The following is a 25,653-nucleotide window of genomic DNA, read 5'->3' on the forward strand; positions in this document are numbered from 1 at the left end:
TGGAAGACAGCGGCCTGCACGGCCGAGAGCGGTAAGTAAGGAGCGTTCGACATGCCCATCGCTTCCCCCGAGGCTTACGCGGAGATGCTGGACCGGGCCAAGGCCGGCCGGTACGCGTACCCCGCGATCAACGTGACCTCCTCGCAGACGCTGAACGCGGCGCTCAAGGGCTTCGCCGATGCGGAGAGCGACGGCATCATCCAGGTCTCCACCGGCGGCGCGGAGTACCTGTCCGGCCCGTCCGTGAAGGACATGGTGACCGGCGCGGTGGCGTTCGCGGCGTACGCGCACGAGGTCGCCAAGAAGTACCCGGTCAACATCGCGCTGCACACCGACCACTGCCCGAAGGACAAGCTGGACAAGTTCGTCCGGCCGCTGATGGCCATCTCGCAGGAGCGCGTCAAGGGCGGCCAGGAGCCGCTGTTCCAGTCGCACATGTGGGACGGCTCGGCCGTGCCGGTGGCGGAGAACCTGGAGATCGCCGAGCAGCTCCTCGCCGAGGCCGCCAAGGGCAAGATCGTCCTCGAGATCGAGGTCGGCGTCGTCGGTGGCGAGGAGGACGGCGTTGAGAACGCCATCAACGACAAGCTCTACACCACGGTCGAGGACGGCCTGGCCATGGTCGAGGCGCTCGGCCTGGGTGAGAAGGGCCGCTACATGGCGGCGCTGACCTTCGGCAACGTGCACGGCGTCTACAAGCCGGGCAACGTCAAACTGCGCCCCGAGGTGCTCAAGCAGATCCAGGACGCGGTCGGCGCCAAGTACGGCAAGGACAAGCCGCTCAGCCTCGTCTTCCACGGCGGCTCCGGCTCGCTGCTGTCGGAGATCCGGGAGGCGCTGGACTACGGCGTGGTGAAGATGAACATCGACACCGACACCCAGTACACCTTCACCCGGCCGGTCGCGGATCACATGTTCCGCAACTACGACGGCGTGCTGAAGGTCGACGGCGAGGTCGGCAACAAGAAGCTGTACGACCCGCGCGTCTGGGGCAAGGCCGCCGAGGCCGGCATGGCCGCCCGCGTGGTCGAGGCCTGCGAGCACCTGCGTTCCACCGGCACCACCATGAAGTGATCCCCCGCTTGTGAGGAAGGGGCCCTTGTTGACGCGCCGTGTCAACAAGGGCCCCTTCCTTTCACCGCACCAGCACCCGGACGGCCTCGCGTACGTCGTCGGTCAGGTGGATGGTGTGCGACAGGTCGCCGAACGGCGACGCGGCGAACAGCGGCCGCAGCAGCGACTCCACCGGCAGCTCGGTGGTCCAGTACGTGCGGTCCAGGAAGATGTACGCCCCGCTCGCTCCGTCGGTGCCGTAGAACGTCTTGGTGGCCGCCTGGAACACCTCCTGCACGGTGCCGGCCTTGCCGGGCGCGAACACGATCCCGCCCCGGGCCAGCCGCAGGATCGTGTCCTCCCGGATGGCGTTGGAGAAGTACTTCGCGATCCGGCCCGCGAACAGGTTCGCCGGCTCGTGGCCGTACAGCCAGGTGGGGATCGCCAGCCCGCCGGAGCGGGCCCACTCGGTGCCGGGTGCCGCCGGGCGGGGCGAGGGCAGCGACGGGCCGTCCGCGTACCGCTCGCGCACCGCCAGCGCCGCCGCCGTGTACCGGTCGTGGTCGGTGAAGTCCGGCGCGACGGCGAGCACGTCGATCGCGGCGGTCAGCTCCTCGGCCGGCCAGGCCGCGAGGAACGCGCCGAGGTTCGCCGCCTCCATCACGCCCGGACCGCCGCCGGTGACCACCAGGCGGTCGGCCCGCGCCAGCTCCCAGCCCAGCACCGCGGCCATCCGGTACGCGACGCTGCCGCGCGGCACCGCGTGCCCGCCCATCACCCCCACCACCGACTGCGGCCCGTGCGCGGCCAGCCACGACCGGGTGGCGTCGGCCAGCGCGTTGTCCACGCCGTGGTCGTGCAGCCGCTGGCCGAGCGCCTCGCGTACGTCCGGCAGCGCGCCGCCGTGCGCCCGGAAGTGCGCGTACACCCGGGTGTCGTACATCCCGGCGAACCCGCCCTCGGCGAACCCGGCGGCCAGCTCGTCGGCGGTGTAGAGGTGCGACGGCTGGGTCGGGTAGGGCAGCCCGGAGAACGGCGGGACCACGTTGGCGCCCCGGCGGACCAGGTCCGCGCCCACCTCGCGGCCGGCGAAGCGGCAGCCCACGAAGAGCGTGCCGGTGACGTCGACGTCGCGCATGTCGGGGACCGGGTCGAGGTCGAGGCGCAGGCCCTGCACGGTCAGCCCGGCCAGGGTCCCCCCGGCCAGCCGCTGCTCGAACGCGGTGCGGGTCTCGATCTCGTTGACGTGGGGGGCGTGCGGCTCGATGACGTCCGCGGGTGGTGGGGTCGGCACCCCGTCATCCTGCCCCCGCACGGCAAGTGCCGAAACCGGGACGGGAACGACAGGAGCCCGGCGGGCACGCCGCCGGGCTCCTGCGTAACCGGGTCCTGGGGAGGCTCCGGATCTGTATTTGTAGTGCAAGAACCACTGCGGCGGCATGGGCCGCGGGTACGTGTGCTCCCGCCGCAGGCGTGACGAAACCCTCAGCCGTTCAGCCAACCGTACGGGCGGGCCCTCTCGCGTACCCGGGGGCGAAGCGGGTTGAATGGGGCGATGCATAACCTGTTACCTGAGCCACCGGCCACCCTGCTCCCGGCCCACGAGGAGGCCGACGCCGCGCTCGCGGCGGCGGCCGAGCAGGGCACCGACGAGGCGTACGCCGAGGTCGCGGCCCGCTTCCCGACCTACAGCGCGGCCTGGGCCGCGCTGGCCAGCCGCGCGCTCGCCGCGGATCAGGTCGTCACCGCGTACGCGTACGCCCGCACCGGCTACCACCGGGGCCTGGACCAGTTGCGCCGCAGCGGCTGGAAGGGCCACGGCCCGGTGCCCTGGCCGCACGAGCCCAACCAGGGCTTCCTCCGCTGCCTCTACGTGCTGTCCCGTGCCGCGGGGGAGATCGGCGAGGCGGACGAGGCGGCCCGCTGCGCCCAGTTCCTCCGGGACTGCGACCCGGTTGCCGGGGACGCCCTGTCCGGCGAGTGACCACCGCCGCGACGGCCGGCCCCGACCCGGGCGCCGGCCGTCGCGCCCGTCCTACAGTCCCTCCGCCACGGAAGCGGCGATCTTCAGCCAGGCGTCGCGGGTGGCGGAGGAGAGCTGCCCGTACCGCAGCGGCTCGCCGGTGTCGATGAGCCGCTCGTACGGCGCCAGCAGCACCGCCCGGGTCCGCGCCGCGAAGTGGGCCTGGATCGCGGGCAGGTCGATCTCCTTACGCGACGGCGGCATCGACACCACCGTGACCGCCTGCCGGACCAGCCGTTGCCGGCCGCTCTGCTCCAGGTGGTCGAGCATCCGGGCGGCGGTCTCGGCCGAGTCGTTACGCGCCGACATGGTCACCACGAGCTGGTCGGTGGCGTCCATCGCGGCCTGCCAGTTCTGCGCCCGGACGTTGTTCCCGGTGTCCACGAAGATCAGCTTGTAGAACCGGCTGACCACCTCACGGATCTCCGCGAACGCGGCGGCGGTGAGCATCTCGCCGCCGGTCGCGGACTCGTCGGAGGCCAGCACGTCGAACATGCCCTCGCCCTGCGAGCGGACGTACTGCGACAGGTCACCGACCCGGCCGTGCGGACCCTGGAACTGGGCCAGGTCGCGCAGCATGTCCCGCACCGTACGGGCGTGGAAGTCCTGCTGGGCCCGCATGCCGAGGGTGCCCTGGGTCTCGTTGTTGTCCCAGGCCAGCACGTACCCGCCGCGCCTCTGGCCGAACGTCATGGCGAGCAGCAGGATGGCGACCGTCTTGCCGGCGCCGCCCTTCGGGTTGACCACTGTCACCTGGCGCAGCCCGCCGAAGTTGCGGCGGACCATCTCGATGTCGCGCCGCACCTCCTGCTCGTGCCGGCCGGGTGCGAGCCGGACCAGCCCGATCTTGTTGACCACCGCGCGTACGCCCATGGTGGCCACCGGGTCGACCGGCCGGGCCTGACGGCGGCGGGCGAAGTCCTCGGCGGTCGGCGGCACCGCCTGCTGCGGCGTCCAGCCCTGCTCCGGCGGGGCATGCGGTGGAGGGGGCGCGACGGGACCGGACACCGGCGCCTGCGGTGGCACCGGACCGCCCGGCTGGGGCGGGCCGGCCTGGGGCGTCCAGCCGGGCGGCGGGTACCAGCCGGCCTGACCGGGCTGCGGCGGGTACCCGGGCTGCGGGTACCCGTTGCCGTAGGGGGACGGCTGCGCCGGCACGCCCGGCGACGGCGGGAACGGTCCGAGGCGGGGCGGCTCCGGGGTGGGATCGCCCGGCCCGGCCGGCCCCGCACCGGATTCCGGCTGCGGGAGCGTTGCCCCGGCAACCGTGGCGCGGCCGAAGGCGATGCCGTCTTCGGGGAGGGCGTCGGGTGGCGGTGGCCCGGCGACCGTGGCGCGGCCGGAGGCGGTGCCCTCGGCCTGGAGGGCGTCGGGTGGCGGTGAGGCGGTGACCGTGGCCCGGCCGGAGGCGGTGCCGTCGTCCTCCGCCGCGCCGGACCACGTGGCCGTGCCGTCGGCGGGAGCGGGATCAGGCGTGGTGGCGCTCTCCGGCGCGGTCCGCTGCGGCGGCTGTGCCCACGGGGAGGTGGCCCGCCCGTTCCCGGTGCCCTCGCCACCGGTCCCCGGGACGGGCGTGGCCTCCGGGACCGGCGTCGTCTCCGAGGCAGGCACGGCCGCCGGGGCGTGCGTCGCCTGCGGCGCCGGCGAAGGCGGGCTCACCGGCGTCGTGGCCGGCGAGCCGGACGTCGCCGGTTCCGGCTGGGCCGGTGCCGGGCCGGAAGCCGCCTGGTCGAGTGTGAACGGCCGCTCCAGGTCGACAGCGGGCGCCTGTGGCACCGGGACGTCCGCCGCCGGCGTGGGAGTGTCGGCCGGCGGGAGCGGCCAGGGCACCGACGCCCACGGCGGGATCGCGGCCACCGCCGCGTCGCTCTCCTCCGGCGGCCAGAGCGGCTCGACGTCCCGCTGCGGCACCTGCGGTCGGCCCGGTACGTGGGCCCGGTCGTCGTTCTCGTGCACCACGGTTCCTCCCCCATTCCTTCCGCCGAGGATAGGCGGTTCGGCCAGCGGCGCGAGCCGGGTGGGGATCGACCGAGGTCAGCCCGTCCAGACCGCCCAGGCGCCCGGCTCGGTCCACCAGGAGCGCTTGCGGCTCAGCTCGCCCTCGACGCCGTCGTCGAGGAAGGGCACCTTCTCGTCGCGGGGAACCACCGCCACCGCGCGTCCCCGCGCCCGGCGTACCTCCAGCCGGACCTTCTTCCGGCCCAACGCCGACCGGGTCACCACGGGCACGGCGACCCCCACCGTCACCCGTCCGTCGGCCGGATCCGGGTCGGCCAGCAGATCCACCTCGCCCAGGCGCGCGTACCCGCCCGCGTTGCCGATCGCGCACGCGGTGATCGGCTCGGAGCCGTCGCTGAGCACCGTGCCGTCGACCTCGACCCGGGCCCGCCAGTGCAGCGGCCGGCCCGCGTCGTCGGCGGCGCCGAGCAGCGCGCCGTCCAGCGTCACCGAGCCGCCGTCGTTGCGCAGCAGGTCCAGCCGCCGGGCGGTGCCGTCCAGCACCGCGGCGGCCACGCCCGCCGGATCGCGGGGCAGCCCGAGCTGCGCGGCCAAGTCCCGCGCCGTCCCGGACCGGGCCGGATCGAGCGGGAGTACGCCGACCGGGGGCAGGTCGGGCACCGTACGGTTGTCGGCCAGGTCCGCGGGGCGGCGGCTCGGCGGTGGAGCGTACCGGCGGACCAGCCGGCGCAGGACGGCGCGCAACTGACCGTCACTCGCAGTGGCGACGATCAGCCGGGTCTTGCCGTCGGAATCCGGCCAGGTGAGGCCGTCGGCGCGCGGCGGGCCGTCGAGCCGGGCCAGCACCTCGTCGATTTCCTTGTCCGACCGGGCGGTCACGGTGGTCACCCGGGCGCCCCGGGCGGTCAGCTCGTCCACGCAGGCCAGCACCGGCACGCGCGGCGTCTCGCAGCGCTCCTCGCCGCTCCCGGCGGCAGTGCCGTCCGTGCCGCCGCAGCAGGCGCCGCCGCTGCCGCAGCCACCACCGGGAGCGTCCCGCTCCGAGCCGAGGGTGAGCAGCACCACGTCGTACACGAAGGAGCCTCCTGCTTCTTGACCAACCCCTGCTGGTCCCACCGTCACTACTTGTTAGCCTGACACCCCGGGCTCGCTGACCGGTAGCCACCTGGCACCCGAGCCTTCTGGAGGCGAGAAGATGCCAGCGATCGTGCTGCTCGGCGCCCAATGGGGCGACGAGGGCAAGGGCAAGGTTACCGACCTGCTGGGGGAGCGGGTCGACTACGTCGTGCGCTACTCCGGCGGCAACAACGCGGGCCACACGGTGATCACGCCGGACGGCCAGAAGTACGCGCTGCACCTCATGCCGTCCGGTGCGCTGTCACCGAGCGCGATGATCGTGATCGGCAACGGCGTGGTGGTCGACCCGAAGGTGTTGCTCCAGGAGATCGACGGGCTCGCCGAGCGGGGTGTGGACGTGTCCCGCCTGCGCATCTCCGGCGACGCGCACCTGATCATGCCGCACCACCGGGCGCTGGACCGGGTGGTCGAGCGCTACCTGGGCAGCTCCCGCATCGGCACCACCGGTCGGGGCATCGGTCCCGCCTACGGTGACAAGGTCGCCCGGATGGGCATCCGGCTCCAGGACCTGCTCGATCCGGGCATCCTGCGCAAGAAGCTGGAGCTGGCGCTCCGCGAGAAGAACCAGCTCCTGTTCAAGATCTACAACCGTAAGGCGATGGACGTCGAGGAGACCGTCGAGGAGTACCTCCAGTACGCCGAGCGGCTGCGCCCGTACATCGCCGAGACCCGGGTGATGCTCTGGGACGCGCTCGACCGCGGCGAGACCGTGCTGCTGGAGGGCGCCCAGGCCACCATGCTCGACATGGACCACGGCACCTACCCGTTCGTCACCTCGTCGAACCCGACGGCCGGTGGGGCGTGCGTGGGAGCGGGCATCCCGCCGACCGCGATCACCAAGGTCATCGCGGTGAGCAAGGCGTACACGACGCGCGTGGGTTCCGGCCCGTTCCCGACCGAGCTGTTCGACGACAACGGGCAGCACCTGCGCAAGGTCGGCCACGAGTACGGCACCACCACCGGCCGGGAGCGCCGGTGCGGCTGGTTCGACGCCGTGGTGGCCCGGTACGGGTGCCGCCTCAACGGCGTCACCGACCTGGTGGTCACCAAGCTGGACGTGCTGACCGGCCTGGCCAAGGTGCCGATCTGCGTCGGGTACGAGATCAACGGCGAGCGCTTCGACGACATGCCGATGACGCAGACCGACTTCCACCACGCCAAGCCGATCTACGAAGAGCTCGACGGCTGGTGGGAGGACATCACCAAGGCGCGGACCGAGGACGAACTCCCCGAGAACGCGAGGCGCTACATCGCAAGAATCGAGGAGCTCACCGGCACCCGCGTGAGCGTGGTAGGCGTAGGCCCAGGCCGAGAGGAAAACGTCCTCCGCCACCCCCTCCTCCCCTAACCCCCCACCCCCACCCCCACCCCCACCCCCACCCCCACCCCCACCCCCACCCCCACCCCCACCCGCCTCCGCTCAGTTGATCATGAAGTTAGCGGTCGTTTTGTAGATCCACATCGCCGCCAACTTCATGATCAACCGCGCAAGGCGGGAGGGGCGAGGGGAGGCGGCGGGTTGTTATCCACAGGGTGGGGTGGGTCGTCCACAAGGGCTTCGCGCGGGTGGGGTTCGCGGGGACGCTCGGTGGGTGGAACGGGCTTGGGTGATCCGGCAGATTGCGAGTGACCAGGGTGGCGTCGTCACCCGTGCGCAGGCGCTCCGGGCGGGCTACAGCCGGCACGAGATCGACAACCTCCTGACCTCGCGTCGGTGGCGGCGGCTGGCTCGCGCGACCTACGCCGTCGAGCGCGCCGGGCCCGACGGACCGGAGCGGCGTCGTCAGATCCGGGCGGCGGTCCTGTCGCTCGGTCCGGAGGCGCACGCCGTTCTCGGCACGGCCGCCGAGCTGCACGGGATCGCAGGGCTGCCTGGAACGGGCGCGATTCACGTCGCGGTCCCGGGGCGCGCGGCCCGGCCGGCCCGCGTCAAGGATCCCGCCGTGACGTTGCACCAGTTCGAGCATCCCGAGCAGGCGCTGACGACCGTCGACGGCATTCCGGTGACGGCTCCCCCGCACACGCTCGCGGAACTCGTCCTCCGGGTGCGCCGCTACTTCGCGGTTGCCCTGCTCGACTCGGCGCTCAACCAGGGAAGGATCACGGAGGAGGAGTTCGGTGCCATTCCCGCGCTGATCGCGGGCCGGCGGGGCGTGGTGGACGCGCGTCGCCACCTCGCCGAGGCGAACGGCGCCGCCCAGTCGCCGCTGGAGACGCGTACCCGGCTGCGGTGCGTCGACGGCGGCGTTCCGCCGGACGCACTCCAGGTCGAGGTGCGTGACGCCGACGGTTACCTGCTCGGCATCGGTGACATGGGCTGGCGGGCCGGCCGGGTGATCGCCGAGGCGGACGGCAGGGATCCGCACTCCACGCCCGGCGCGCTCTTCGACGACCGGCAGCGGCAGAACCGCCTGACCAACGCCGGCTGGACCGTCCTGCGATTCACCTGGCCCGACACCCTCCGCCCCGACTACATCCCCCAGGTCGTCCGCGCCGCGCTGGCCGCGAGGGCCAGGCGTTGACCATGAAGTTGACGGCGATGTCGATCTCACATCCTGCCGTCAACTTCATGATCGACGGGGTGGGGTGGGGTGGTCAGTAGGATGCCGGTCGTGCGCGTACTTCTTGTGGGTGGTGGTGGGCGGGAGCACGCTCTCGCGCTCGGGCTGGCCGGGGATCCGGCCGTCGAGGCGCTCGTCGCGGCGCCGGGGAATCCGGGGATCGCTGCTGTGGCGTCGCTGCGGGAGGTGACACCCAACGACCCGGCGGCCGTCGCGGCCCTCGCCGTCGAGGTCGCGGCCGACCTGGTGGTCATCGGGCCGGAGGCGCCGCTGGTGGCGGGCGTCGCCGACGCGGTACGCGCCAAGGGCATCGCGGTGTTCGGCCCGAGCGCGGAGGCGGCCCGGCTGGAGGGCTCGAAGACGTTCGCCAAGGACGTGATGACGGCTGCGGGTGTGCCGACCGCGCGCGCGTACACCTGCGAGGACGCGGCTGCGGTTGCGCACGCGCTGGACGAGTTCGGCGCACCGTACGTGGTGAAGGACGACGGGCTCGCCGCCGGCAAGGGCGTGGTGGTCACCGACGACCGGGCCGCCGCCGAGCGGCACGCCGCGGAGTGTGGCCGGGTGGTGATCGAGGAGTACCTGTCCGGTCCCGAGGTCTCCCTGTTCGTGGTCACCGACGGTGAGGCGGCCGTGCCGCTGCTGCCCGCGCAGGACTTCAAGCGGGTCGGCGACGGCGACACCGGGCCGAACACCGGCGGCATGGGCGCGTACGCGCCGCTGCCCTGGACTCCGCCCGGCCTGGTCGACGACGTGATGCGCGACGTGGTGCACCCGACGCTGGCGGAGCTGCGCCGCCGGGGCACCCCGTTCGCCGGCCTGCTCTACGTGGGCCTGGCGATCACCCCCTCCGGCCCTCGGGTGATCGAGTTCAACGCGCGCTTCGGCGACCCGGAGACGCAGGTCGTGCTCGCCCTGCTGGAGACGCCGCTGGCCGGGCTGCTGCACGCCGCCGCCACCGGCACGCTGGGCGCGCACCCGCCGCTGCGCTGGCGCGACGGCGCGGCGGTCACCGTCGTGGTGGCGGCCGAGGGCTACCCGGCGGGCCCGCGTACCGGTGACGCGATCACCGGCGCGGACCGCGCCGGGATCATCCACGCCGGCACCCGCCGGGACGCCGACGGCACGTTGCGCTCCGCCGGTGGCCGGGTCCTCTGCGGTACGGCGACCGGGCCGGACCTGGCCGCCGCGCGCGACGCCGCCTACGCCCTGGTACGCGACGTCGAGCTGGCCGGTTCCCACCATCGCACCGACATCGCCGCCGCGGCGGTCGGCGGGCGGGTCACGGTTCCCCGCTGATCCGGGCAACCCGCCCGGTCGCTTCCTCCGTTTGAAGGGGAAGCGAGGAGGTGGCCGGGTTGCCGGTGGACATTGAGGGTTACCGCGCATATGTCGTGGCGCGCATGGAGCCGCTGCGGCGTACCGCGTACCTGCTCTGCGGGGACTGGCACACCGCCGACGACCTGGTGTCGGCCGCGTTGCTCCGACTGCTCCGGCACTGGCGCCGGATCTCTGCGATGGACAATCCCGACGCCTACGTCCGGCGGACGCTGCTTCGCCTGTGGTTGGACGAGCGTCGCCGACCCTGGCGGCGGGAGCGCTCCTGGGCGGAGGTGCCGGACACCGGAGTCCACGCCGTGTCGGAGGACAGCGTCGAACGTCTCAGCCTCCTCGCTCTGCTGGCCGAGCTGCCACCACGACGGCGAGCCGTCCTGGTGCTGCGCTACTTCTGCGACCTGTCGGTCGAGGAGACGGCGCGGGAACTCGGCTGCTCCCCGGGGACAGTGAAGAGCCAAGCCGCGCGAGCGCTCAAGACGCTGCGAGGCCGTCTGGAGGTGCGGACCGATGGATGAGCTGATGCGGGAACTGCGGGCGGCGACAATGGAGGCGCCACCCAGCCGAATCGACCTGGACCGACTGATCACCACGTATCACCGGGATCGCCGGAGGCGGGGATGGATGACAGGTGGTGCCGTGGTGGCGGTGACGCTGGCGTCGGTGCTCGTCGCCCCGCCCGTCGTGCGGGGCCTGGGAGTCGACACGTCCTCGGGCCGCCCAGCCCCAGGATGGCCTGGGCCCGCCGGCTCTCCCACGTCGCCCGCCTGCGCACCGGTGACGCCGAAGCCGAGTGGACCAACCGCGCCGATGCAGTCGGATCCGACGGTGCGGACGCTTCCCACCGAAGCGCCGGCGGCGGCCGTGCAACGGCTGTCGGCGGAGTTGCGCGAGGCGTTGAAGAACGACGTGCCGTCCGGCGTCACCGTGCGCGGGGTCCTGCCCGGTTGCACCGCGCCGCAGTTCCAGTACGAGCGGAGCTACCGGGAGTACACCGCGGGCGGGCGACTGGCCACGGCCACCGAGCAGGGGCCCCTGCACGTCTCGGTCCGACCCACCGGGGTGGGCGAGCGGCTCGACTGCGAGCAGCGCGCCCCCTCCGGCGCCGCTTGCACGAGGACCGAGCTGCCCGACGGCGGTGAGCTGCTGGTCGTCGAGACGCCGGACGGGGTGCCCGGGGTGGTGCACCGCCAAGCGGTCGTGGCGCGGACGGACGGCACCACGGTGACGGTGACCACCAGCAACGCGGAGGTCGGTGCGAACCGCGAGCCGACCCGCGGGGCCCGGTATCCACTGCTCACCGTCGGTCAGTTGGCGGCTCTGGCGCAGGCACCGGGGCTGACGCTCTATCCGTGAGTGGTGTTCTCCCGCTCGGCGGACGGGGCGGCGGGCAGCCCGTAGCGGCTCGGATCAGGTCGATGTCGTGCGACGCCGGCCGGCCATCCGGTCGAGCACGTTCGCCGTGGCCCGCTCGATGCGCGGGTCACGGTGCCCCTGCTGGTCCAGTGCCATGGTCCAGCCGAGCGTGCCGCTGGCGAAGACCACCGCGCCGCGTGCCGTCTCGTAGACGTGGCTGTTCTGGACCCGCCGCCCGCCCTGCTGGGCCGGGTACGGCGACGAGCTGAGCGTGGTCCCGGCGGGCCGGGCGAGGGCGGCGTGCACCCCGTCCGCCTCGCCCGCGACCACCCCCGGGATGCGGTCGCCGTCTGCCACGCCGGTGCCGGCCCACACCCAGTTGTCGGCACCGCGCACCACGAGCGGCTGCGGGGTCAGCACGATGCCGTTGTACTGCACGCCGAGCAGCGCCTGTTCCGGCTGGTCGAGGTTGCGCCAGGTCAACGTCGGGTCGCTGCCGTCGGCACCCCGGCGGGGGTCGGTCTTGGCGCACTCGACGACCCGCTCGGGGCGGCCGTCGGCGGCGGGGTGGATACGGGCGTGCCAGTAGACGCTGTTCGCGCCGAGAAACGCCAGGCTGGTGCCCCCGGCCAGTCCGACCTCGGTGGCCCGGCGCATCTCGGCCGACCAGTACTCGTCGTGCCCGCAGAAGACCAGGCCCCGGTACCGGGTCGGATCGAGCCGGCCGGAGTGCAGGTCGAAGCTGGTGGCGTAGCTGACGTCGTACGGGTTGCGTTCCAGCCACCGGATCGCGGCCTCGTCGCGGTCGAAGTGGAAGGGCCGGCCGGCACCGGAGTAGGGACGGTCGAACGTGACAGCGCGGGCCCGCAGCTCGGGGTCGCGCCGCCCGTCGGGCCGGTAGCCGCCGTACAGGCTCTTGCCGACCCGCCGGTCGCGCGGCCACTGGTTGTACGCCTGCCAGGTGGTCACCGGCAGCACCACGCACAGCGCGGCCGGGCGTCGGTCGTCGCGCACCACGAACGGCGTGCAGGCCCGCCAGCCGTCGGCCGAGGTGAAGACCGCCTGGTAGAGGCCGGAGGCCCAGCCGTGCGGGACGGACAGCCGCCAGGACACCGGCCAGCGGCAGTCGAGCACGCCGGTGTCCGGGTCGGCGATCGGCACCGGCTGCGGCACGCCGCGCAGCTCGGGGCTGGTCAGCATCGTGCGGGCGCCCGCGCCGCCGTACCAGCCGAGGCGGTGCACGCTGATCCGGAACCGGCCGGCCGCTTTGACCGCGACGTGGAACTCGATCTCCTCGCCGGGGGCGACGCTCGTCGTCGAGGCGTACCCCTGGATCTGGCGCCGCCGGTCGTCGGCGGCCCGGCCGTCGTCCTCCGGCCACCACGGCTCACCGACGGCGCGGTTCTCCCGCTCGACCGGCGAGACCGGCGGGATCGGCAGTCGGTTGGGTGAGTCGCCGGGCCGGTCGCCGAAGACCGGGTCGAGCGGGCCGAGGGCGGCGGCGGACGCGCCGCCGACGAGAAGGCCGAGAGCGGTACGGCGCCGAAACCGGTCCATTGTGGTACACCCCGTCTCCCCGTTCGATCGGGGGAGACCGTAGCACCGGGAGGCCCGAGCTGTCTGACCGATGTTGATCAGTCGAAGTAGCGGCGCAGCTCCCGGTTGAGTACCTTGCCGGTGGCGTTGCGCGGCAGGTACTTGACGAACACCACGTCGCGGGGCACGGAGAAGCGGGCCAGGTAACGGCGGACGTACTCGCGGACCGCTTCCGGGTCGAGCGTCTCGCCGGTGTGCAGCGCCAGGAACGCGGCGAGCCGCTGACCGTAGTCGGGGTCCGGTACGCCGATCACGGCGACCTCGCGGACCTGCGGCAGCCGAGCGATCAGATCCTCCACCTCGGACGGGAAGACGTTCTCGCCACCCGAGACGATCATGTCGTCGGCCCGGCCGTCGACGAAGAGGAGCCCGTCGGCGTTGAGCCGGCCCAGGTCGCCGGTGTCCAGCAGGCCGTCGCGGCTCTCCCGGCCGGTGCCCGAGGTGTAGCCCTCGAACAGCATCTCGTTGCCCACGAAGATGCGCCCGACCTCGCCGTCGCGAACCGGCCGGCCGTTGCCGTCGAGAATGGCCAGCCGGGTGCCGTGCGGCGGGCGGCCCGCCGTGGTGGGCGCGGCGCGCAGCTCGGCCGGGCCGGCGATGGAGGCCCAGGAGACCTCGGTGGAGCCGTAGAGGTTGTAGACCACGTCGCCGTAGCGGTCCATGAACGCGGTGGCCAGGTTGCCGGGCAGCGCGGATCCGCTGACCGCCACCACCTTGAGCGGGGGCCGGGGCTGCGGCGGCGCCACCTCCATCAGCCGTTGCAGCATCACCGGTACGGCGAACATGGCGTCGCACCGCTGGTCGACGAGCGCGGCGAGCGTGGCGGCCGGGTCGAAGCGGCGGTGCAGCACGACTGTGGCGCGCAGCGCGAACGAGACCTGGAGCGCGGCGTACCCCCAGGTGTGGAAGACCGGCGCGGCGACCATCACGGTGTTCTTCGCGTGCAGCGGGATCCGGTCGATGATGGACACCAGCGGGCCGAAGCCGTGCGGGGTGGGCCGGCGGGCGCCCTTCGGCGCCCCGGTGGTGCCGGAGGTCAGCACTATGGTGCGTCCGTCCCGGTCCGGCGGCGTGAGCTTCTCACCCGGGACGGCGGCGGCGATCAGCTCCTCCTGCCGCCGCTCGTCGACCCGGTACAGTTCGGGCGGCAGGCCGAGGACGCGTTCGGTGAACTCGCCGTCGTGCACGAGGACGCGCAGGCCCTGCTCCTCGGCCACCGTCACGAGTTGCGCGGCGGACAGCCCGGTGTTGACCAGGACGGCGTCCGCGCCGAGCAGCATCGCCGCCACTATCGCCTCGATCAGGCCGTGGTGGTTGCGGCAGAGCACACCGACCCGGTCGCCGCTCTGCACGCCGAGGTGGGAGCGCAGGGACCGGGCCAGCCGCTCGGAGCGGTCGAGCAGTTCCCGGTACGTCATGGTGGTGCCCTGCTCGTCGACCACGGCGACGCGGCCGGGGTCGCGGACGGCGGCCTGGCGCAGCTCTCCGGCGAGGCTCCAGCCCCACCGGCGCAGCGCGTTCAGTTGGGAGACCACGCGGATCGGTCCGCCCGGGGCGAGCAGTCCACGTCGGGTCAGCGTGGCGGCGATGAACGGCAGGTCCACGGCGCAACTCCTTCGCGTTCGTGGTTCGTCGACCAGGCTCCGGGCGGTCTGCCGTCCGGTTCGGCGTGATCTTGTGCCCGATCGCGGTTCGGGTCGGCCCGGGAGCGGCGGCCGGGCCCGCGACGGCACGGGGTGTCGTCACGGGCCGGGCCGCGGCCCGCCGGCGGTCAGCGGATCTGCATCCCGGAGATGGCCCGGGAGATGACCAGCCGCTGGATCTCGGAGGTGCCCTCGAAGATGGTGTAGATCTTGGCGTCGCGGTACCACCGCTCGACCGGATGGTCGCGCAGGAAACCCGCGCCGCCGAGGAGCTGGACCGCCTTGTCGGTCACCGAGACGGCCACCTCGCCGGCCTTGAGCTTGGACATCGAGCCCTCGCCCGCGGTGAACGGCCGGTTGTTGCGGCCCATCCAGGACGCGCGCCAGACCAGCAGCCGGGCCGCGTCGATCTCCATCTTCATGTCGGCGAGCGCGAACGCGACCGCCTGGTTGGCGATGATCGGGCGTCCGAACTGGACCCGCTCCTTGGCGTAGTCCAGGGCGTACTCGTAGGCGGCGCGGGCCACGCCGAGCGCCTGCGCGCCGACCGTCGGGCGGGACAGCTCGAACGTCCGCATCGCCGCCTGGCCGGAGGCGCGCTGCCCGGACCGGGCGCGGGCCAGCCGCTCGTCGAGCGCGTCCTTGCCGCCGAGCAGGCAGCGGCCGGGCACCCGGACGTCGTCGAGGAAGACGTCGGCGGTGTGCGAGGCGCGCAGGCCCAGCTTGCGCAGCTTGCGGGTCGCGGCGAGGCCGGGCGTGCCCGGGGGTACGACGAACGCGGCCTGCCCGCGCGAGCCCAGCTCGGGCTCGATCGAGGCGGTGACCACGTGCACCCCGGCGATGCCGCCGTTCGTGGCGTACGCCTTCTGCCCGTTGAGCACCCACTCGTCGGTGGCCTCGTCGTAGACGGCGCGGGTACGCATCGACCCGACGTCGGAGCCGGCCTCCGGCTCGCTCGTGCAGAACGCGGCGACGGCCGGCGAGTCGACGTCGCCGAAGCACTGCGGCACCCATTCGACGAGCTGGTCGGGGGTGCCGGCGCCGTAGATCGCGGCGACCGCGAGGGAGGTGCCGAAGATGCTCAGGCCGATGCCGGCGTCACCCCAGAAGAGTTCCTCGCTGGCGATCGGCAGGGAGAGGCCGGTGGGGTCGGCCCAGCAGGTGGCGAGGAACTCGAACCCGTACAGGCCGACCTTCGCCGCCTCCTGGATGATCGGCCAGGGGGTCTCCTCCCGGGCGTCCCACTCGGCCGCGGCCGGGCGCACGACCTCGGCGGCGAAGCCGTGCACCCAGTCGCGAAGATCCCGCTGTTCCTCGTTCAGGTCGAGCGAGAACTCGGCCATGTCAGGCCTTGGGGATGTCGAACAGGTTGGCGATGTTGGCGGCCAGGCCCAGGTCGCCCTTGGCCTTCAGCTTGCCGGTCATGAACATCATCACCGGGTTCGCGCCACCGGAGACGATCTTCAGGAACTCGACCGGGCCCATGGTGAGGCTCAGCTTCGGGTCGCGGGTCGCGGTCTCCGAGACGGTGCAGGTGCCGTTCTCGATGACGATCTCGTACGTGTCGGTGCCACCGTCCGGGCGGCCGGTGATGTTCCAGTGGATGACCGCGTTGGTGGCGCCGGCGCGGTCGGCGCGGAACAGCGCGGGCATCCGGTTGAAGACCTCGCTGAGGATCTTGTCGCGCGACTCGCCGGACATGACCTCGGCGATCTTGGCGTCCGGCGTGGACTTGACCAGCTGCGCGAACTCCTTCGGGCCGACGTTCGCGAAGTTGGCGGGGTCGAAGTCAGTCATAAGGGATTGCACCTCTCGGGCGGGGCCACTTTGGTTACTCTGGCGTAACCTTACGCACGGGTAGGTATGCTCGCAAGAGTGTCCAGCACGCCGACCTTCAAGCGCCTCCCCCGGGCCGTACGCGAGCAGCAGATGCTCGACGCGGCGGTGAAGGTGTTCTCCCGCCGCGGCTTCCACGCCGCCAGCATGGACGAGATCGCCGACGACGCCGGCATCTCCAAGCCGATGGTCTACGCCTACCTCGGCACCAAGGAGGAGCTCTTCATCGCCTGCCTGCACCGGGAGAGCACCCGGATGATGGAGGCGATCGCCGGCGCCGCCGCGCCCGATCTGCCCGCCGACGAGCGGCTCTGGCGTGGGCTGCGCGCGTTCTTCGGGTTCGTCGGCGCACACCGGGACGGCTGGGCGGTGCTCTACCGGCAGGCCCGCGGCTCCCAGCCGTTCGCCGCCGAACTCGCCACCATGCGCGGCCGGCTGGTCGACGTGGTCGCCGGGATGCTCGACCACGCCCTGCGCGCGTCCGGCCGCGAGATCGGCGCCACCGACCTGGAGGTGGTCGCGTACGCGCTGGTGGGCGCCAGTGAGTCGCTCGCCGACTGGCTGGCCGACCACCCCGAGGCCGACGCCGGGAAGACCGCGACCCGGATGATGAACGTGGCCTGGCTCGGCGCCGACCAGCTCCTGCGCGGCGTCACCTGGCACCCACCGGTGGCGTGACGCCGGTCAGCGACGGACGGCGGCCCGCCGGTGCGCCCGCCGCCGGCCCCAGCGGACGGCCTCGAACAGGCCGGTGACGGCCAGCGAGATGGCGACGCCGGCGAGCAGCCCGGAGACCGGGTTGTGCTCGAACGCCAGCCCGCCGAAGTAGCCGAGCAGCCCGCAGTAGATCCCCCACGTGACGCAGGCCAGGCCGTCGTACAGGAAGAACGTGCGTGCCGGATAGCGGACCGCGCCCATGGTGAGCGTGACGGCGGTGCGGCCGCCGGGGACGTACCGGGCGGTGGTCAGGATCATCCCGCCGCGCCTGTCGACGGCCCGGCGGGCCCACTCCGAGCCGGCCCGCCACCTGCTGTCCGCCGGGAAGCGGGCCAGCCGGTTCGCGCCGCCGCCGCGCCCGATCGCGTACGAGATGTGGTCGCCGAGGAGCGCGCCGAACGCGGCGGTCAGGATCACCAGCACCAGGTTCGGCTCGCCGCCGGCCGCGAAGACCCCGGCGGTGATCACCACTGTCTCGCCGGGGACCGCCGGGAAGAACGCGTCGACCGCGGTGACCGCGATGATCACCAGGTACACCCACGGCGAGGTCACCGTGTGGTGCAGCAGGTCGAGCACGTCCCCCATGCACCCATGCTGGGCGGTGCGGTGTTAAGCGGGGGCCCTTCCCAGGCAAAATGCGTTAACGAGGGGCCCTTCCTTCTCCTCGGCCGTGGGGCCGTGCGAGGTGAGTACCACCGGCGTCTCCAGCGCCTCCGAGACGGCCGCCGGCCAGTCCGCCGGTGCCTCGTCCAGCACCGGCCGGGCGCGCAGCAACCGCTCGGTGAGCGCCGCCTGCCGGTCCAGGTCACCGGCCGGGCCGGGAACGAGCCGGTCGGTGTCCTCGTACCGGCGGCAGATCCGCAGCTTCGGGCCGGCCAGGTCGAGATGGGTCAGCGCCAGTCCGTCCACGCCGCCGGCCACCTCCAGCGCGTACCGGTGGGCGACCGCGTCGAAGTGCCCGAACCGGAACCGGCCCTGCCAGGGGTTCGTCCCGTTGTGCCGGTCGGTGAACGGCAGCGCCGCGTCCTCGGTGACCAGCGGACCGGGGCCGTGCCGCGTGGTGGTCGTCCGCAGCACGCCGAGCCGCTGCGCGGTCCCGGCCATGCCCGCCTCGGCGAGCAGCGTCTCGGCGTTGGCGAACGTCGTGGTGCTCCACGTCGTGTACGGGTGGAAGCCGTGCCACTCGTCCAGCAGCACCCCCTGCGCGCCCTCGAACACGCAGGTGCCCTCGCGCAGCGCGCCGGCCAGCCAGCTTCGGTCGACGATCGCCACCCGCCGCGCGAAGGCCGCGTACGCGGGCAGGCAGTCCTCCACCGGCGGGGCGTCCAGCGGTCCCAGCTCGGCGGTGAGCCGGTCGCGCAGCGCGGCCAGGCGGCGGCGCAGCACCGCCGGGCGGCGGCAGTCCGCCACCCGGGGCGCCTCGGCGGGGTGGGCGAGGCCGTACGCGACCGCCTCGCCCACCCCGAGCCCGCAGGAGCCGTGCCGGTCGGCTCCCCGGGCGATCTCCCGGGCCCGGTTGGCGGCCCGGTGGTACGGGGTGGCGAGCAGCGCCTCCCCGTCCACTGTCAGCCGGTCGAGCACGTCGGGGACGCCGACCGACGCGAGATGGTCGGCCTCGGCGGCCAGCGCCAGCGGGTCCACCACCACGTGCCGCGCCAGGTGTGTCCGTACGCCCGGACGGAACGTCCCGGCGCCGAACTGCGCGAACGTGTGGTGCCGCCCGTCGCGCAGGACGACGTTGTGCGCCGCCTGCGCGCCCCCGTTGAAGCGGATGACCGTGTGCACCTGCCGGGTGGCGCAGATCAGGTCCACCACTGTGCCCTTGCCGGCGTCGCCGTAGCCGAGGTCGACCACCATCACGTGGTTCACAGCCGGGTGACCCCGCTTCCGCCGTCGGCCGGGCTGAACGGCAGCGTCGCCACCGCGCGCCGGCCGGAGCCGACCCGGGCCAGCGCCTTCGACACGGTGCGGGTGGCCTTCGAACCGGCCCGGTCCAGGTCGCGCAGCCCGGCCTCCAGGTCGATGGCCTGCTCACCGAGGCCGACGGTGAGCGCGATCGTCTCGCAGACCGCGTCCAGGTCGTCCAGCTCGACCGCGTTCTGCCCGAGCAGGCCGCGCCAGAAGTCGAGCACCTTGCGGTTGCCCGCGTAGTGGCTGCCGGCGGGCAGCAGGTAGTAGGTGTCCCAGCGTGCGGTCACCTCGTCCACGACCTGCCGGACCGGCACGTTCTCGCGCAGGTCGTCGCCGATCAGCCGGGCCACCTCAGCGGTCTTCACCGCCGGGTACGCCAGCTCGTCGCCGATGATGAACAGGTAGCCGCGCCGGCCGCGCTTGTCCCAGCTGTCGGTGGCCGTGTGCCGGGCCATGAAGTAGAGCGCCAGCTCGTACGACTCCATCATCTGACCGCCGCCGCCGCCCTCCAGCACGATCCGGCCGAGGTCGTCGTCCATCCGGTTGTCGGACTCGAACTGCCCGACCTGCAACGGCACCCGGTCGCAGGTGGCGTCGCCGATCGCGCCGAACATGACCTGCGGGTCCTTGGCGTACCCCTGGCGCAGCAGCAGGCCGAGCAGGTGCGGCAGCTTGCTCTGCAACACCCGCGGCACGTGCCCCATCGAGCCGGTGACGTCGAACAGCACGGCGATCGGCGTCGACTGCGGGTGCTCGGCGGAGTCGCGGCTCTCCCGTACCGCGTCGCGCGGGTCGAGCGCCGGGTGCACCTTGCGGGCCCCGCTGTCGCTGTAGGCGAACGCGCTCTTGCCGGTGCGGCGCCGGTAACGGTCGGCGGCGTCGTACACGTCGGTGGACCAGGCTCCACTGCCCATGGCAGCCTCCTTAGGGGTTGAGGGTGAAGGGTCGGAAGGTGCGCGGCCCGTACAGCCGGTGCAGCACCTCGTCCAGTTCGCGCAGCACCCGCCAGGCGTCGTCCGGCCGGGTGGCGAGCGCGGAGCCCTGGCAGCCGTCGGCGAAGGCGCGCAGCTCGCGCGGCACGCGGCCGGCCATCAGCCAGGTCATGCAGCGGGCGGCCATCGCGATGTCGGTGCCGGGGCCGCACTGCCGCTTCGCGGCGACCTCCGGCGGATACCAGTCCTCCTGGCCGGGCACCAGCGCCGGCACGAGACCGCCCGGCTCGGCCGAGAAGCACCAGTCGACGAGCACCACGCCGTGCGCGTCCGGCTCGATCAGCACGTGCCGGGGCAGCACCGCGCCGTGCACCACGCCGGCCCGGTGGGCCAGGCCGAGCGCCACGAGCAGCCGTCGCCACATCCAGGCCGCGTCGCGCGGGTCGAGCCCGTCCGGGTACGCGCGGCGCACGTCGTCCAGGCTGTGCAGCCGGGGTACTGTCACCAGCTCGTTCACCTGCCGTTGCACGCCGCTCGACGGGTCCCGCGCCGGGTAGGAGTCGACGAGCTGCGGCACGTACGCGAGATGCCGGGCGTCGCCGCGCTCGGCGATCCGGCGCAACGCGCGCGCCTCGCGGGCCATCAGGTCGTTGTCGCCCGGGTGCCGGGCCACCTTCAGCAGCCGCCCGTTCCCGTGGTCGTGCAGGTCGGCGACGTCGCCGGCGTACATCGGGGCGGGGGTGCGCCACCGGGTGGTGACGGTGACGAGCGCGTCGCTGGCGGCGGCGCGCACCCCCGGGTCGGCCGCGCCCAGCCGGTCGGGGTGCAGCGCGCCGACCAGCTCGCGGTAGCGGCGGGCCGGCTCCTGCGTGCCGAACAGGTCGGCGTCGGTGCGCGCGGCCGTGACCAGCCGGATCGCCTCCTCGGTCCTCACCGCACCGTCTCCTCCCGGGCGGGGCGCAGCAGCGCCGGGTGCAGCAGCCGGGCGTCTCCGGCGCGGTAGAGCTTGGCCCGAGGGCCGCCGCGCGCGCCGCCGCGTTCGGTGCTGGCACCGGTGCTCTCCACGAAGCCGGGCACCGAGAGCACCTTGCGGTGGAAGTTGCCGGCGTGCAGCGGGTGGCCCCAGACCGTCTCGTAGACCTCCCGCAGCTCGGTGACTGTGAACTCGGGGGCGAGGAACCGGGTGGCCAGTGGCGTGTACTCCAGCTTGGAGCGGGCGCGCTCCAGCCCGTCGTCGATGATCCGGCCGTGGTCGAACGCGAGCTGGCGACTGGTCAGCGCGGTCACCGGCAGCCAGATCGCCTCGTCGGCGTCGGTGTCGGCGACCGGGTCGGGCAGGTCGGGGGCGAACGCCAGGTGCGCGACCGAGACCACCCGCATGCGCGGGTCGCGGTCCGGGGCGCCGTAGCTGCCGAGCTGTTCCAGGTGCACCCGGCGCAGCCGCTCGCCGCCGAGGCCGGTCTCCTCGGCCAGCTCGCGCCGGGCGCCCGTGGCCAGGTCCTCGCCCGGCTGGACGAAGCCGCCGGGCAGCGCCCAGTGCCCCGCGTAGGGCGGTGCGCCGCGACGGATCAGCAGCAGGTGCAGCGCGCCCTCGCGGATGGTCAGCGCGACCACGTCGACGGTGACCGCGACCGCCGGGTAGTCCCGGGGGTCGTATCCGGCAAGGAAGTCCTGCTCGTTCACGGCCGCTCACTCTCTCAGGTTGAGAACAACTCAATCTGAGAACAACTTAGCGCCGAAAAGAGGGGACGGCAAGTCCCCTCTTTCACTCAGCGCACGGAGCCGACCAGATGCGGCCTTCCGTCCCGGGCGCTGTGCAGCGAGAAGTCCCAGCCCGCGCCCGCCGCCGAGGCGCTGAACGCCACAGTCGACGGCAGCGGCACCGGCAGCTTGAACGACACGTCCACCGTGTACGCCTCGGGCAGCCGGGGCTCCAGCGCGGCCAGGCAGCGGGCCTTGCTCCACATGCCGTGCGCGATCGGGCGCGGGAAGCCGAACAGCCGCGCGCCCAGCTTCGAGGTGTGGATCGGGTTGTGGTCGCCGGAGACGCGCGCGTAATCCGTACCCACCTGGGGCGTCACCCGCCACTGGGCCGAGAAGGCCGGTGGCGCCGGGCGGTCACCCCGGTCGCGCCGCGGGCCGCCGCCTGCGGCGCGCTCCTTCCCGAGGTAAGTGGACACGCCGCGCCACACCTCCTCGCCACCGATCGACCCGATCAGCACCACGTCGAGCTGGCGGCCCCGCTCGTGCGGGCGCAGGTTCTCCGCGTACGTGTGGAAGTCGACGCTCTCGCCGACCTCGACCGGCCGGTGCACGGTGATCCGGTTGGCCATGTGCACCACGCCGGTGAGCGGGATCGGGAAGCCCGGACTCGTCATCAGCCGCAGCGACAGCGGGAACCCGAGCACGTGCAGGTACGTCGCCGGCAGCCGGTCGGTCAGCCGGAACCCGCACACCCGGTCGTAGTCCGCCAGGTGCCGCTGGTCCACGGCGACCCCGGAGACGGCGAGTTCCAGTCCCGGCACGTCCGTCCCGCGCCGCCCTCCAACCCCAGGCACTGCTCCCAGCAGCGCACGCCGGTAGAGCGCCCCACTGGCAGGCAACCCGTCCAGCGCGACCCGCCGCCGCCCCGCCGCCCCTTGGCTCGGTCGATCATGAAGTTGGCCGCCTTGTGGATCTCCAGAAGTGCCGTCAACTTCATGATCGCCGGACGCCGGGCGGGCGTTGGTCTGGGCGAGGGCGGCGGCTCGGGCGGAGGTCAGGTCGCGGGTGGGGCCCTCGATCAGGTCGTGCAGGGTCAGATCCTCCTCGTGGTCCTTCGCCATCACGCCCCCAGCAGGCTCTGGCCGCAGACCCGGACCACGTTGCCGCTGACCGCGCCGGTCGCCGGCCAGGACAGCCAGCCGATCGTCTCGGCCACGTCCACCGGCAGGCCGCCCTGGGCCATGCTGTTCATCCGCCGGCCCGCCTCGCGGATGGTCAGCGGAATACGCGCGGTCAGCCGGGTCTCGATGAAGCCCGGCGCGACCGCGTTCAGGCTGATCCCGCGCTCGCGCAGCACCGGGGAGAGCGAGTCGACCAGGCCGATCACGCCGGCCTTGCTGGTGGCGTAGTTGGTCTGCCCCCGGTTGCCGGCGATCCCGGCGATCGAGGAGACCGACACGATCCGGCCGCCGGCCGGGATCAGGTCGCGTTCCAGCAGCACGTCGTTGATGCGCTCCTGGCTGGACAGGTTCACGTCGATCACCGAGTCCCACCGGTCGGCGTCCATCCGGCCCAGCGTCTTGTCCCGGGTGATGCCCGCGTTGTGCACCACCACGTCGACCCGGCCGTGCCGGGACGCCAGATGCTCCGCCAGCCGGGTCGGCGCGTCCGGCGCGGTCAGGTCGAGCTGCACCGCGCTGCCGCCGATGTCGTTCGCGACAGCGGCCAACTCGTCCCCGGCCGCCGGAATGTCGAGCGCCACCACCTGGGCGCCGTCGCGGGCCAGCACCTTCGCCAGCGCCGCGCCGATGCCCCGGGCCGCGCCGGTCACCAGCACCACCTGCCCGTCCAGCGGCCGGTCCCAGTCGGCCGGCGCCACGGCGGTGCCGGTGCCGACGCGGACGACCTGGCCCGAGACGTACGCGGACCGGCCGGAGAGCAGGAACCGCAGCGTGGACTCCAGGCTCACCGGGGTGCCGGCGTCACCGTCGCGGGTCACGTAGACCAGCTGGGCGGTCACGCCCCGGCCGAACTCCTTGCCGATGCTGCGGGTCAGGCCCTCCAGCGCACGTTGGGCGGTGGCCTCCCGGGGAGAACCGCACTCGGCCGGCGGCGTGCCCAGCACGATCACCCGACCGCTGGGCAGCAGCGACCGGGCCTGCGGGTGGAAGAAGTCGTAGAGCTGGCGCAGCCCGGCGGAGTCGGTGATGCCGCTGGCGTCGTACACCAGGGCCGCGAAGCGGCGGTCGGCGTCGTGGGTGGCGACCGGGTCGGCCAGCTCGACCCCGGCGGCGGTCAGGATCTTTCCGGCCGGCTCGGCGATCCGGCCACCGGCCGAGGAGCCGAGCAGGACCGGCCCGGGAACGAGCGGGTCGCCCGGCTTGTGCCGGCGCAGTCGGGGCGGGTCGGGCAGCCCGAGGCGCTTGACCAGCGCGCGACCGGCCCCCGTCTGGACGAAGCTCGCGTACCTGTCGGTCATAGGCGTAGCCTACTGGCGAGTAGGGTTGGGGCAACAGTTTCGAGGGAGGCCGATCGTGCAGAGTGTCCGGCGGGTCGCGGTCATCGGGGGCAACCGCATCCCCTTCGCCCGGTCCAACTCGCGCTACGCGCACGCGTCGAACTCCGACATGCTGGGCGCGGCGCTCGACGGGCTGGTCGCCCGGTTCGGGCTGGCCGGCGAGCGGGTCGGCGAGGTGGTGGCCGGCGCGGTGCTCAAGCACTCCCGCGACTTCAACCTCACCCGCGAGGTCGTGCTCGGCTCCCGGCTCGACCCGCACACCCCCGCGTACGACATCCAGCAGGCCTGCGGCACCGGCCTGGAGGCCGCCATCCTGGTCGCCAACAAGATCGCCCTCGGGCAGATCGAGGTCGGCATCGCCGGTGGCGTCGACACCACCTCGGACGCGCCGCTGGCCGTCAACGAGGACATGCGGCGCACGCTGCTCCAGCTCAACTCGGCCCGTACGCTCGGCGAACGGCTCAAGGTCGCCGCGAAGCTGCGCCCGCACCAGCCGTTCAAGCCGGAGATCCCGCGTAACGCCGAACCCCGTACCGGGCTGTCCATGGGTGAGCACGCGGCCCGGACCGCGCTGCGCTGGAACGTCGACCGGACCGCGCAGGACGAACTCGCGCTGCGCTCGCACCAGCGGCTCGCCGCCGCGTACGACAAGGGGTTCTTCGACGACCTGATGACCCCCTACCTGGGGCTGACCCGCGACCAGAACCTGCGGCCGGACACCAGCCTGGAGAAGCTCGGCTCGCTCAAGCCGGTCTTCGGCGCCTCCGGCGCGGACGCCGAGCGGGCCACCATGACCGCCGGCAACTCCTCGCCGCTCACCGACGGCGCGTCCACGGTGCTGCTCGCCTCCGAGGAGTGGGCCCAGGCGCACAACCTGCCGGTGCTGGCCTGGTTCTCCTGGTCCGAGGCCGCCGCCGTCGACTTCGTGCACGGCGACGAGGGCCTGCTGATGGCCCCCGCGTACGCGGTGCCCCGGATGCTGGCCCGCGCCGGGCTCAGCCTCCGGGACTTCGACTTCTACGAGATCCACGAGGCGTTCGCCTCGCAGGTGCTGGCCACGCTCGCCGCCTGGGAGTCGCCGGAGTTCTGCAAGGAGCGCCTCGGCCTGGACGCCCCGCTCGGCTCGATCGACCGGGAGAAGCTGAACGTCAACGGCTCGTCGCTGGCGGCCGGGCACCCGTTCGCCGCCACCGGCGGCCGGATCGTCGCCACGCTCGCCAAGCTGCTGGATCAGAAGGGGAGCGGGCGCGGCCTGATCTCCATCTGCGCGGCCGGTGGGCAGGGTGTGACCGCGATCCTGGAGCGCTGACGGGCGACGCCCGCCCGGTTCGTCGGCCGGGCGGGCAACCCGAGTCGCCTGTCGCCTGTTCAC

23 protein-coding genes are annotated in these 25,653 nt (G+C 73.3%); 9 read left to right on the top strand and 14 right to left on the bottom strand.

Annotated elements, in window-relative coordinates; all coding sequences use genetic code 11:
* The first annotated feature begins 51 nt into the window (after positions 1-51).
* Positions 52-1,074: a class II fructose-bisphosphate aldolase gene (gene fbaA, locus ACFYO8_RS13855; protein WP_355094080.1), complete on the top strand. Its 1,023-nt coding sequence runs from the start codon at positions 52-54 to the stop codon at positions 1,072-1,074.
* Positions 1,075-1,135: 61 nt separating this feature from the next.
* Here the strand turns inward: fbaA and ACFYO8_RS13860 are convergent, their stop codons facing one another.
* The gene (locus ACFYO8_RS13860; protein ID WP_354866178.1) at positions 1,136-2,347 is read right to left on the bottom strand and encodes a hypothetical protein; all 1,212 of its coding nucleotides are present in this window, start codon (positions 2,345-2,347) and stop codon (positions 1,136-1,138) included.
* Between the two features lie 261 nt (positions 2,348-2,608).
* Here ACFYO8_RS13860 and ACFYO8_RS13865 point away from each other — a divergent pair, with 261 nt between their 5' ends.
* The gene (locus ACFYO8_RS13865; protein ID WP_354866176.1) at positions 2,609-3,037 is read left to right on the top strand and encodes a DUF3151 domain-containing protein; all 429 of its coding nucleotides are present in this window, start codon (positions 2,609-2,611) and stop codon (positions 3,035-3,037) included.
* 51 nt (positions 3,038-3,088) lie between these two features.
* Here the strand turns inward: ACFYO8_RS13865 and ACFYO8_RS13870 are convergent, their stop codons facing one another.
* Together ACFYO8_RS13870 and ACFYO8_RS13875 are read right to left on the bottom strand one after the other, a co-directional pair.
* Positions 3,089-5,035 carry a chromosome partitioning protein gene (locus ACFYO8_RS13870; protein WP_387189450.1) on the bottom strand — a complete coding sequence of 649 codons (1,947 nt, stop codon included), beginning with the start codon at positions 5,033-5,035 and terminating at the stop codon, positions 3,089-3,091.
* Between the two features lie 75 nt (positions 5,036-5,110).
* Positions 5,111-6,109, bottom strand: a complete 999-nt coding sequence (locus ACFYO8_RS13875) for a diacylglycerol kinase family protein (protein WP_354866172.1) — start codon at positions 6,107-6,109, stop codon at positions 5,111-5,113.
* Positions 6,110-6,230: 121 nt separating this feature from the next.
* Between ACFYO8_RS13875 and ACFYO8_RS13880 the strand changes: the two genes are divergently transcribed.
* From ACFYO8_RS13880 to ACFYO8_RS13900, 5 genes are all read left to right on the top strand, one after another.
* Complete coding sequence (locus ACFYO8_RS13880; RefSeq protein WP_354866170.1) at positions 6,231-7,520, top strand: adenylosuccinate synthase; 1,290 nt, start codon at positions 6,231-6,233, stop codon at positions 7,518-7,520.
* Positions 7,521-7,779: 259 nt separating this feature from the next.
* Positions 7,780-8,694: a type IV toxin-antitoxin system AbiEi family antitoxin domain-containing protein gene (locus tag ACFYO8_RS13885; protein WP_354866168.1), complete on the top strand. Its 915-nt coding sequence runs from the start codon at positions 7,780-7,782 to the stop codon at positions 8,692-8,694.
* 90 nt (positions 8,695-8,784) lie between these two features.
* A complete protein-coding gene (gene purD / locus ACFYO8_RS13890; protein WP_355093827.1) occupies positions 8,785-10,032 on the top strand; it encodes a phosphoribosylamine--glycine ligase in 1,248 nt (415 codons plus the stop codon).
* A 59-nt stretch (positions 10,033-10,091) separates the two neighbouring features.
* Positions 10,092-10,586 (top strand): SigE family RNA polymerase sigma factor, encoded by a 495-nt coding sequence (locus ACFYO8_RS13895; RefSeq protein WP_354866164.1) that lies wholly within the window; start codon positions 10,092-10,094, stop codon positions 10,584-10,586.
* 310 nt (positions 10,587-10,896) lie between these two features.
* Entirely contained in the window at positions 10,897-11,424 is a 528-nt protein-coding gene (locus tag ACFYO8_RS13900; RefSeq protein ID WP_354866162.1) for a hypothetical protein, read from the top strand.
* A gap of 54 nt (positions 11,425-11,478) precedes the next feature.
* Here ACFYO8_RS13900 and ACFYO8_RS13905 read toward each other — a convergent pair whose 3' ends face one another.
* From ACFYO8_RS13905 to ACFYO8_RS13920, 4 genes are all read right to left on the bottom strand, one after another.
* Positions 11,479-12,981, bottom strand: coding sequence for a N,N-dimethylformamidase beta subunit family domain-containing protein (locus tag ACFYO8_RS13905; protein WP_354866160.1), 1,503 nt, complete (start codon positions 12,979-12,981; stop codon positions 11,479-11,481).
* 77 nt (positions 12,982-13,058) lie between these two features.
* Positions 13,059-14,624: an AMP-binding protein gene (locus tag ACFYO8_RS13910; RefSeq protein WP_354866158.1), complete on the bottom strand. Its 1,566-nt coding sequence runs from the start codon at positions 14,622-14,624 to the stop codon at positions 13,059-13,061.
* A gap of 167 nt (positions 14,625-14,791) precedes the next feature.
* Positions 14,792-16,006 (bottom strand): acyl-CoA dehydrogenase family protein, encoded by a 1,215-nt coding sequence (locus ACFYO8_RS13915; RefSeq protein WP_354866156.1) that lies wholly within the window; start codon positions 16,004-16,006, stop codon positions 14,792-14,794.
* A gap of 1 nt (position 16,007) precedes the next feature.
* A complete protein-coding gene (locus ACFYO8_RS13920) occupies positions 16,008-16,460 on the bottom strand; it encodes an SCP2 sterol-binding domain-containing protein (RefSeq protein ID WP_354866154.1) in 453 nt (150 codons plus the stop codon).
* 78 nt (positions 16,461-16,538) lie between these two features.
* Here ACFYO8_RS13920 and ACFYO8_RS13925 point away from each other — a divergent pair, with 78 nt between their 5' ends.
* Entirely contained in the window at positions 16,539-17,177 is a 639-nt protein-coding gene (locus tag ACFYO8_RS13925) for a TetR/AcrR family transcriptional regulator (protein ID WP_354866152.1), read from the top strand.
* A 6-nt stretch (positions 17,178-17,183) separates the two neighbouring features.
* Here the strand turns inward: ACFYO8_RS13925 and ACFYO8_RS13930 are convergent, their stop codons facing one another.
* From ACFYO8_RS13930 to ACFYO8_RS13960, 7 genes are all read right to left on the bottom strand, one after another.
* Positions 17,184-17,801, bottom strand: coding sequence for a DedA family protein (locus tag ACFYO8_RS13930; RefSeq protein ID WP_354866150.1), 618 nt, complete (start codon positions 17,799-17,801; stop codon positions 17,184-17,186).
* Between the two features lie 24 nt (positions 17,802-17,825).
* Positions 17,826-19,085 carry an adenylosuccinate synthetase gene (locus tag ACFYO8_RS13935; protein ID WP_354866148.1) on the bottom strand — a complete coding sequence of 420 codons (1,260 nt, stop codon included), beginning with the start codon at positions 19,083-19,085 and terminating at the stop codon, positions 17,826-17,828.
* Positions 19,082-20,041: a hypothetical protein gene (locus ACFYO8_RS13940; protein ID WP_354866146.1), complete on the bottom strand. Its 960-nt coding sequence runs from the start codon at positions 20,039-20,041 to the stop codon at positions 19,082-19,084. Before ACFYO8_RS13940 ends, ACFYO8_RS13935 begins: the two co-directional genes overlap by 4 nt.
* A gap of 10 nt (positions 20,042-20,051) precedes the next feature.
* The gene (locus tag ACFYO8_RS13945) at positions 20,052-20,993 is read right to left on the bottom strand and encodes a serine/threonine protein kinase (protein ID WP_354866144.1); all 942 of its coding nucleotides are present in this window, start codon (positions 20,991-20,993) and stop codon (positions 20,052-20,054) included.
* Positions 20,990-21,742 (bottom strand): NUDIX domain-containing protein, encoded by a 753-nt coding sequence (locus ACFYO8_RS13950; RefSeq protein ID WP_354866142.1) that lies wholly within the window; start codon positions 21,740-21,742, stop codon positions 20,990-20,992. Before ACFYO8_RS13950 ends, ACFYO8_RS13945 begins: the two co-directional genes overlap by 4 nt.
* A gap of 86 nt (positions 21,743-21,828) precedes the next feature.
* A complete protein-coding gene (locus tag ACFYO8_RS13955) occupies positions 21,829-22,884 on the bottom strand; it encodes a MaoC/PaaZ C-terminal domain-containing protein (RefSeq protein ID WP_354866140.1) in 1,056 nt (351 codons plus the stop codon).
* On the bottom strand, positions 22,884-24,242 hold the full coding sequence (locus ACFYO8_RS13960; RefSeq protein WP_354866138.1) for a 3-oxoacyl-ACP reductase: 1,359 nt from the start codon (positions 24,240-24,242) through the stop codon (positions 22,884-22,886). The genes ACFYO8_RS13955 and ACFYO8_RS13960 overlap by 1 nt, the downstream gene beginning before the upstream one ends.
* A 55-nt stretch (positions 24,243-24,297) precedes the next feature.
* Between ACFYO8_RS13960 and ACFYO8_RS13965 the strand changes: the two genes are divergently transcribed.
* Entirely contained in the window at positions 24,298-25,590 is a 1,293-nt protein-coding gene (locus ACFYO8_RS13965) for an acetyl-CoA C-acetyltransferase (RefSeq protein ID WP_355093831.1), read from the top strand.
* The last annotated feature ends 63 nt before the right edge of the window (positions 25,591-25,653 follow it).

The organism is Micromonospora sp. NPDC005257, from assembly GCF_042872445.1.
Lineage (GTDB): Bacteria > Actinomycetota > Actinomycetes > Mycobacteriales > Micromonosporaceae > Micromonospora.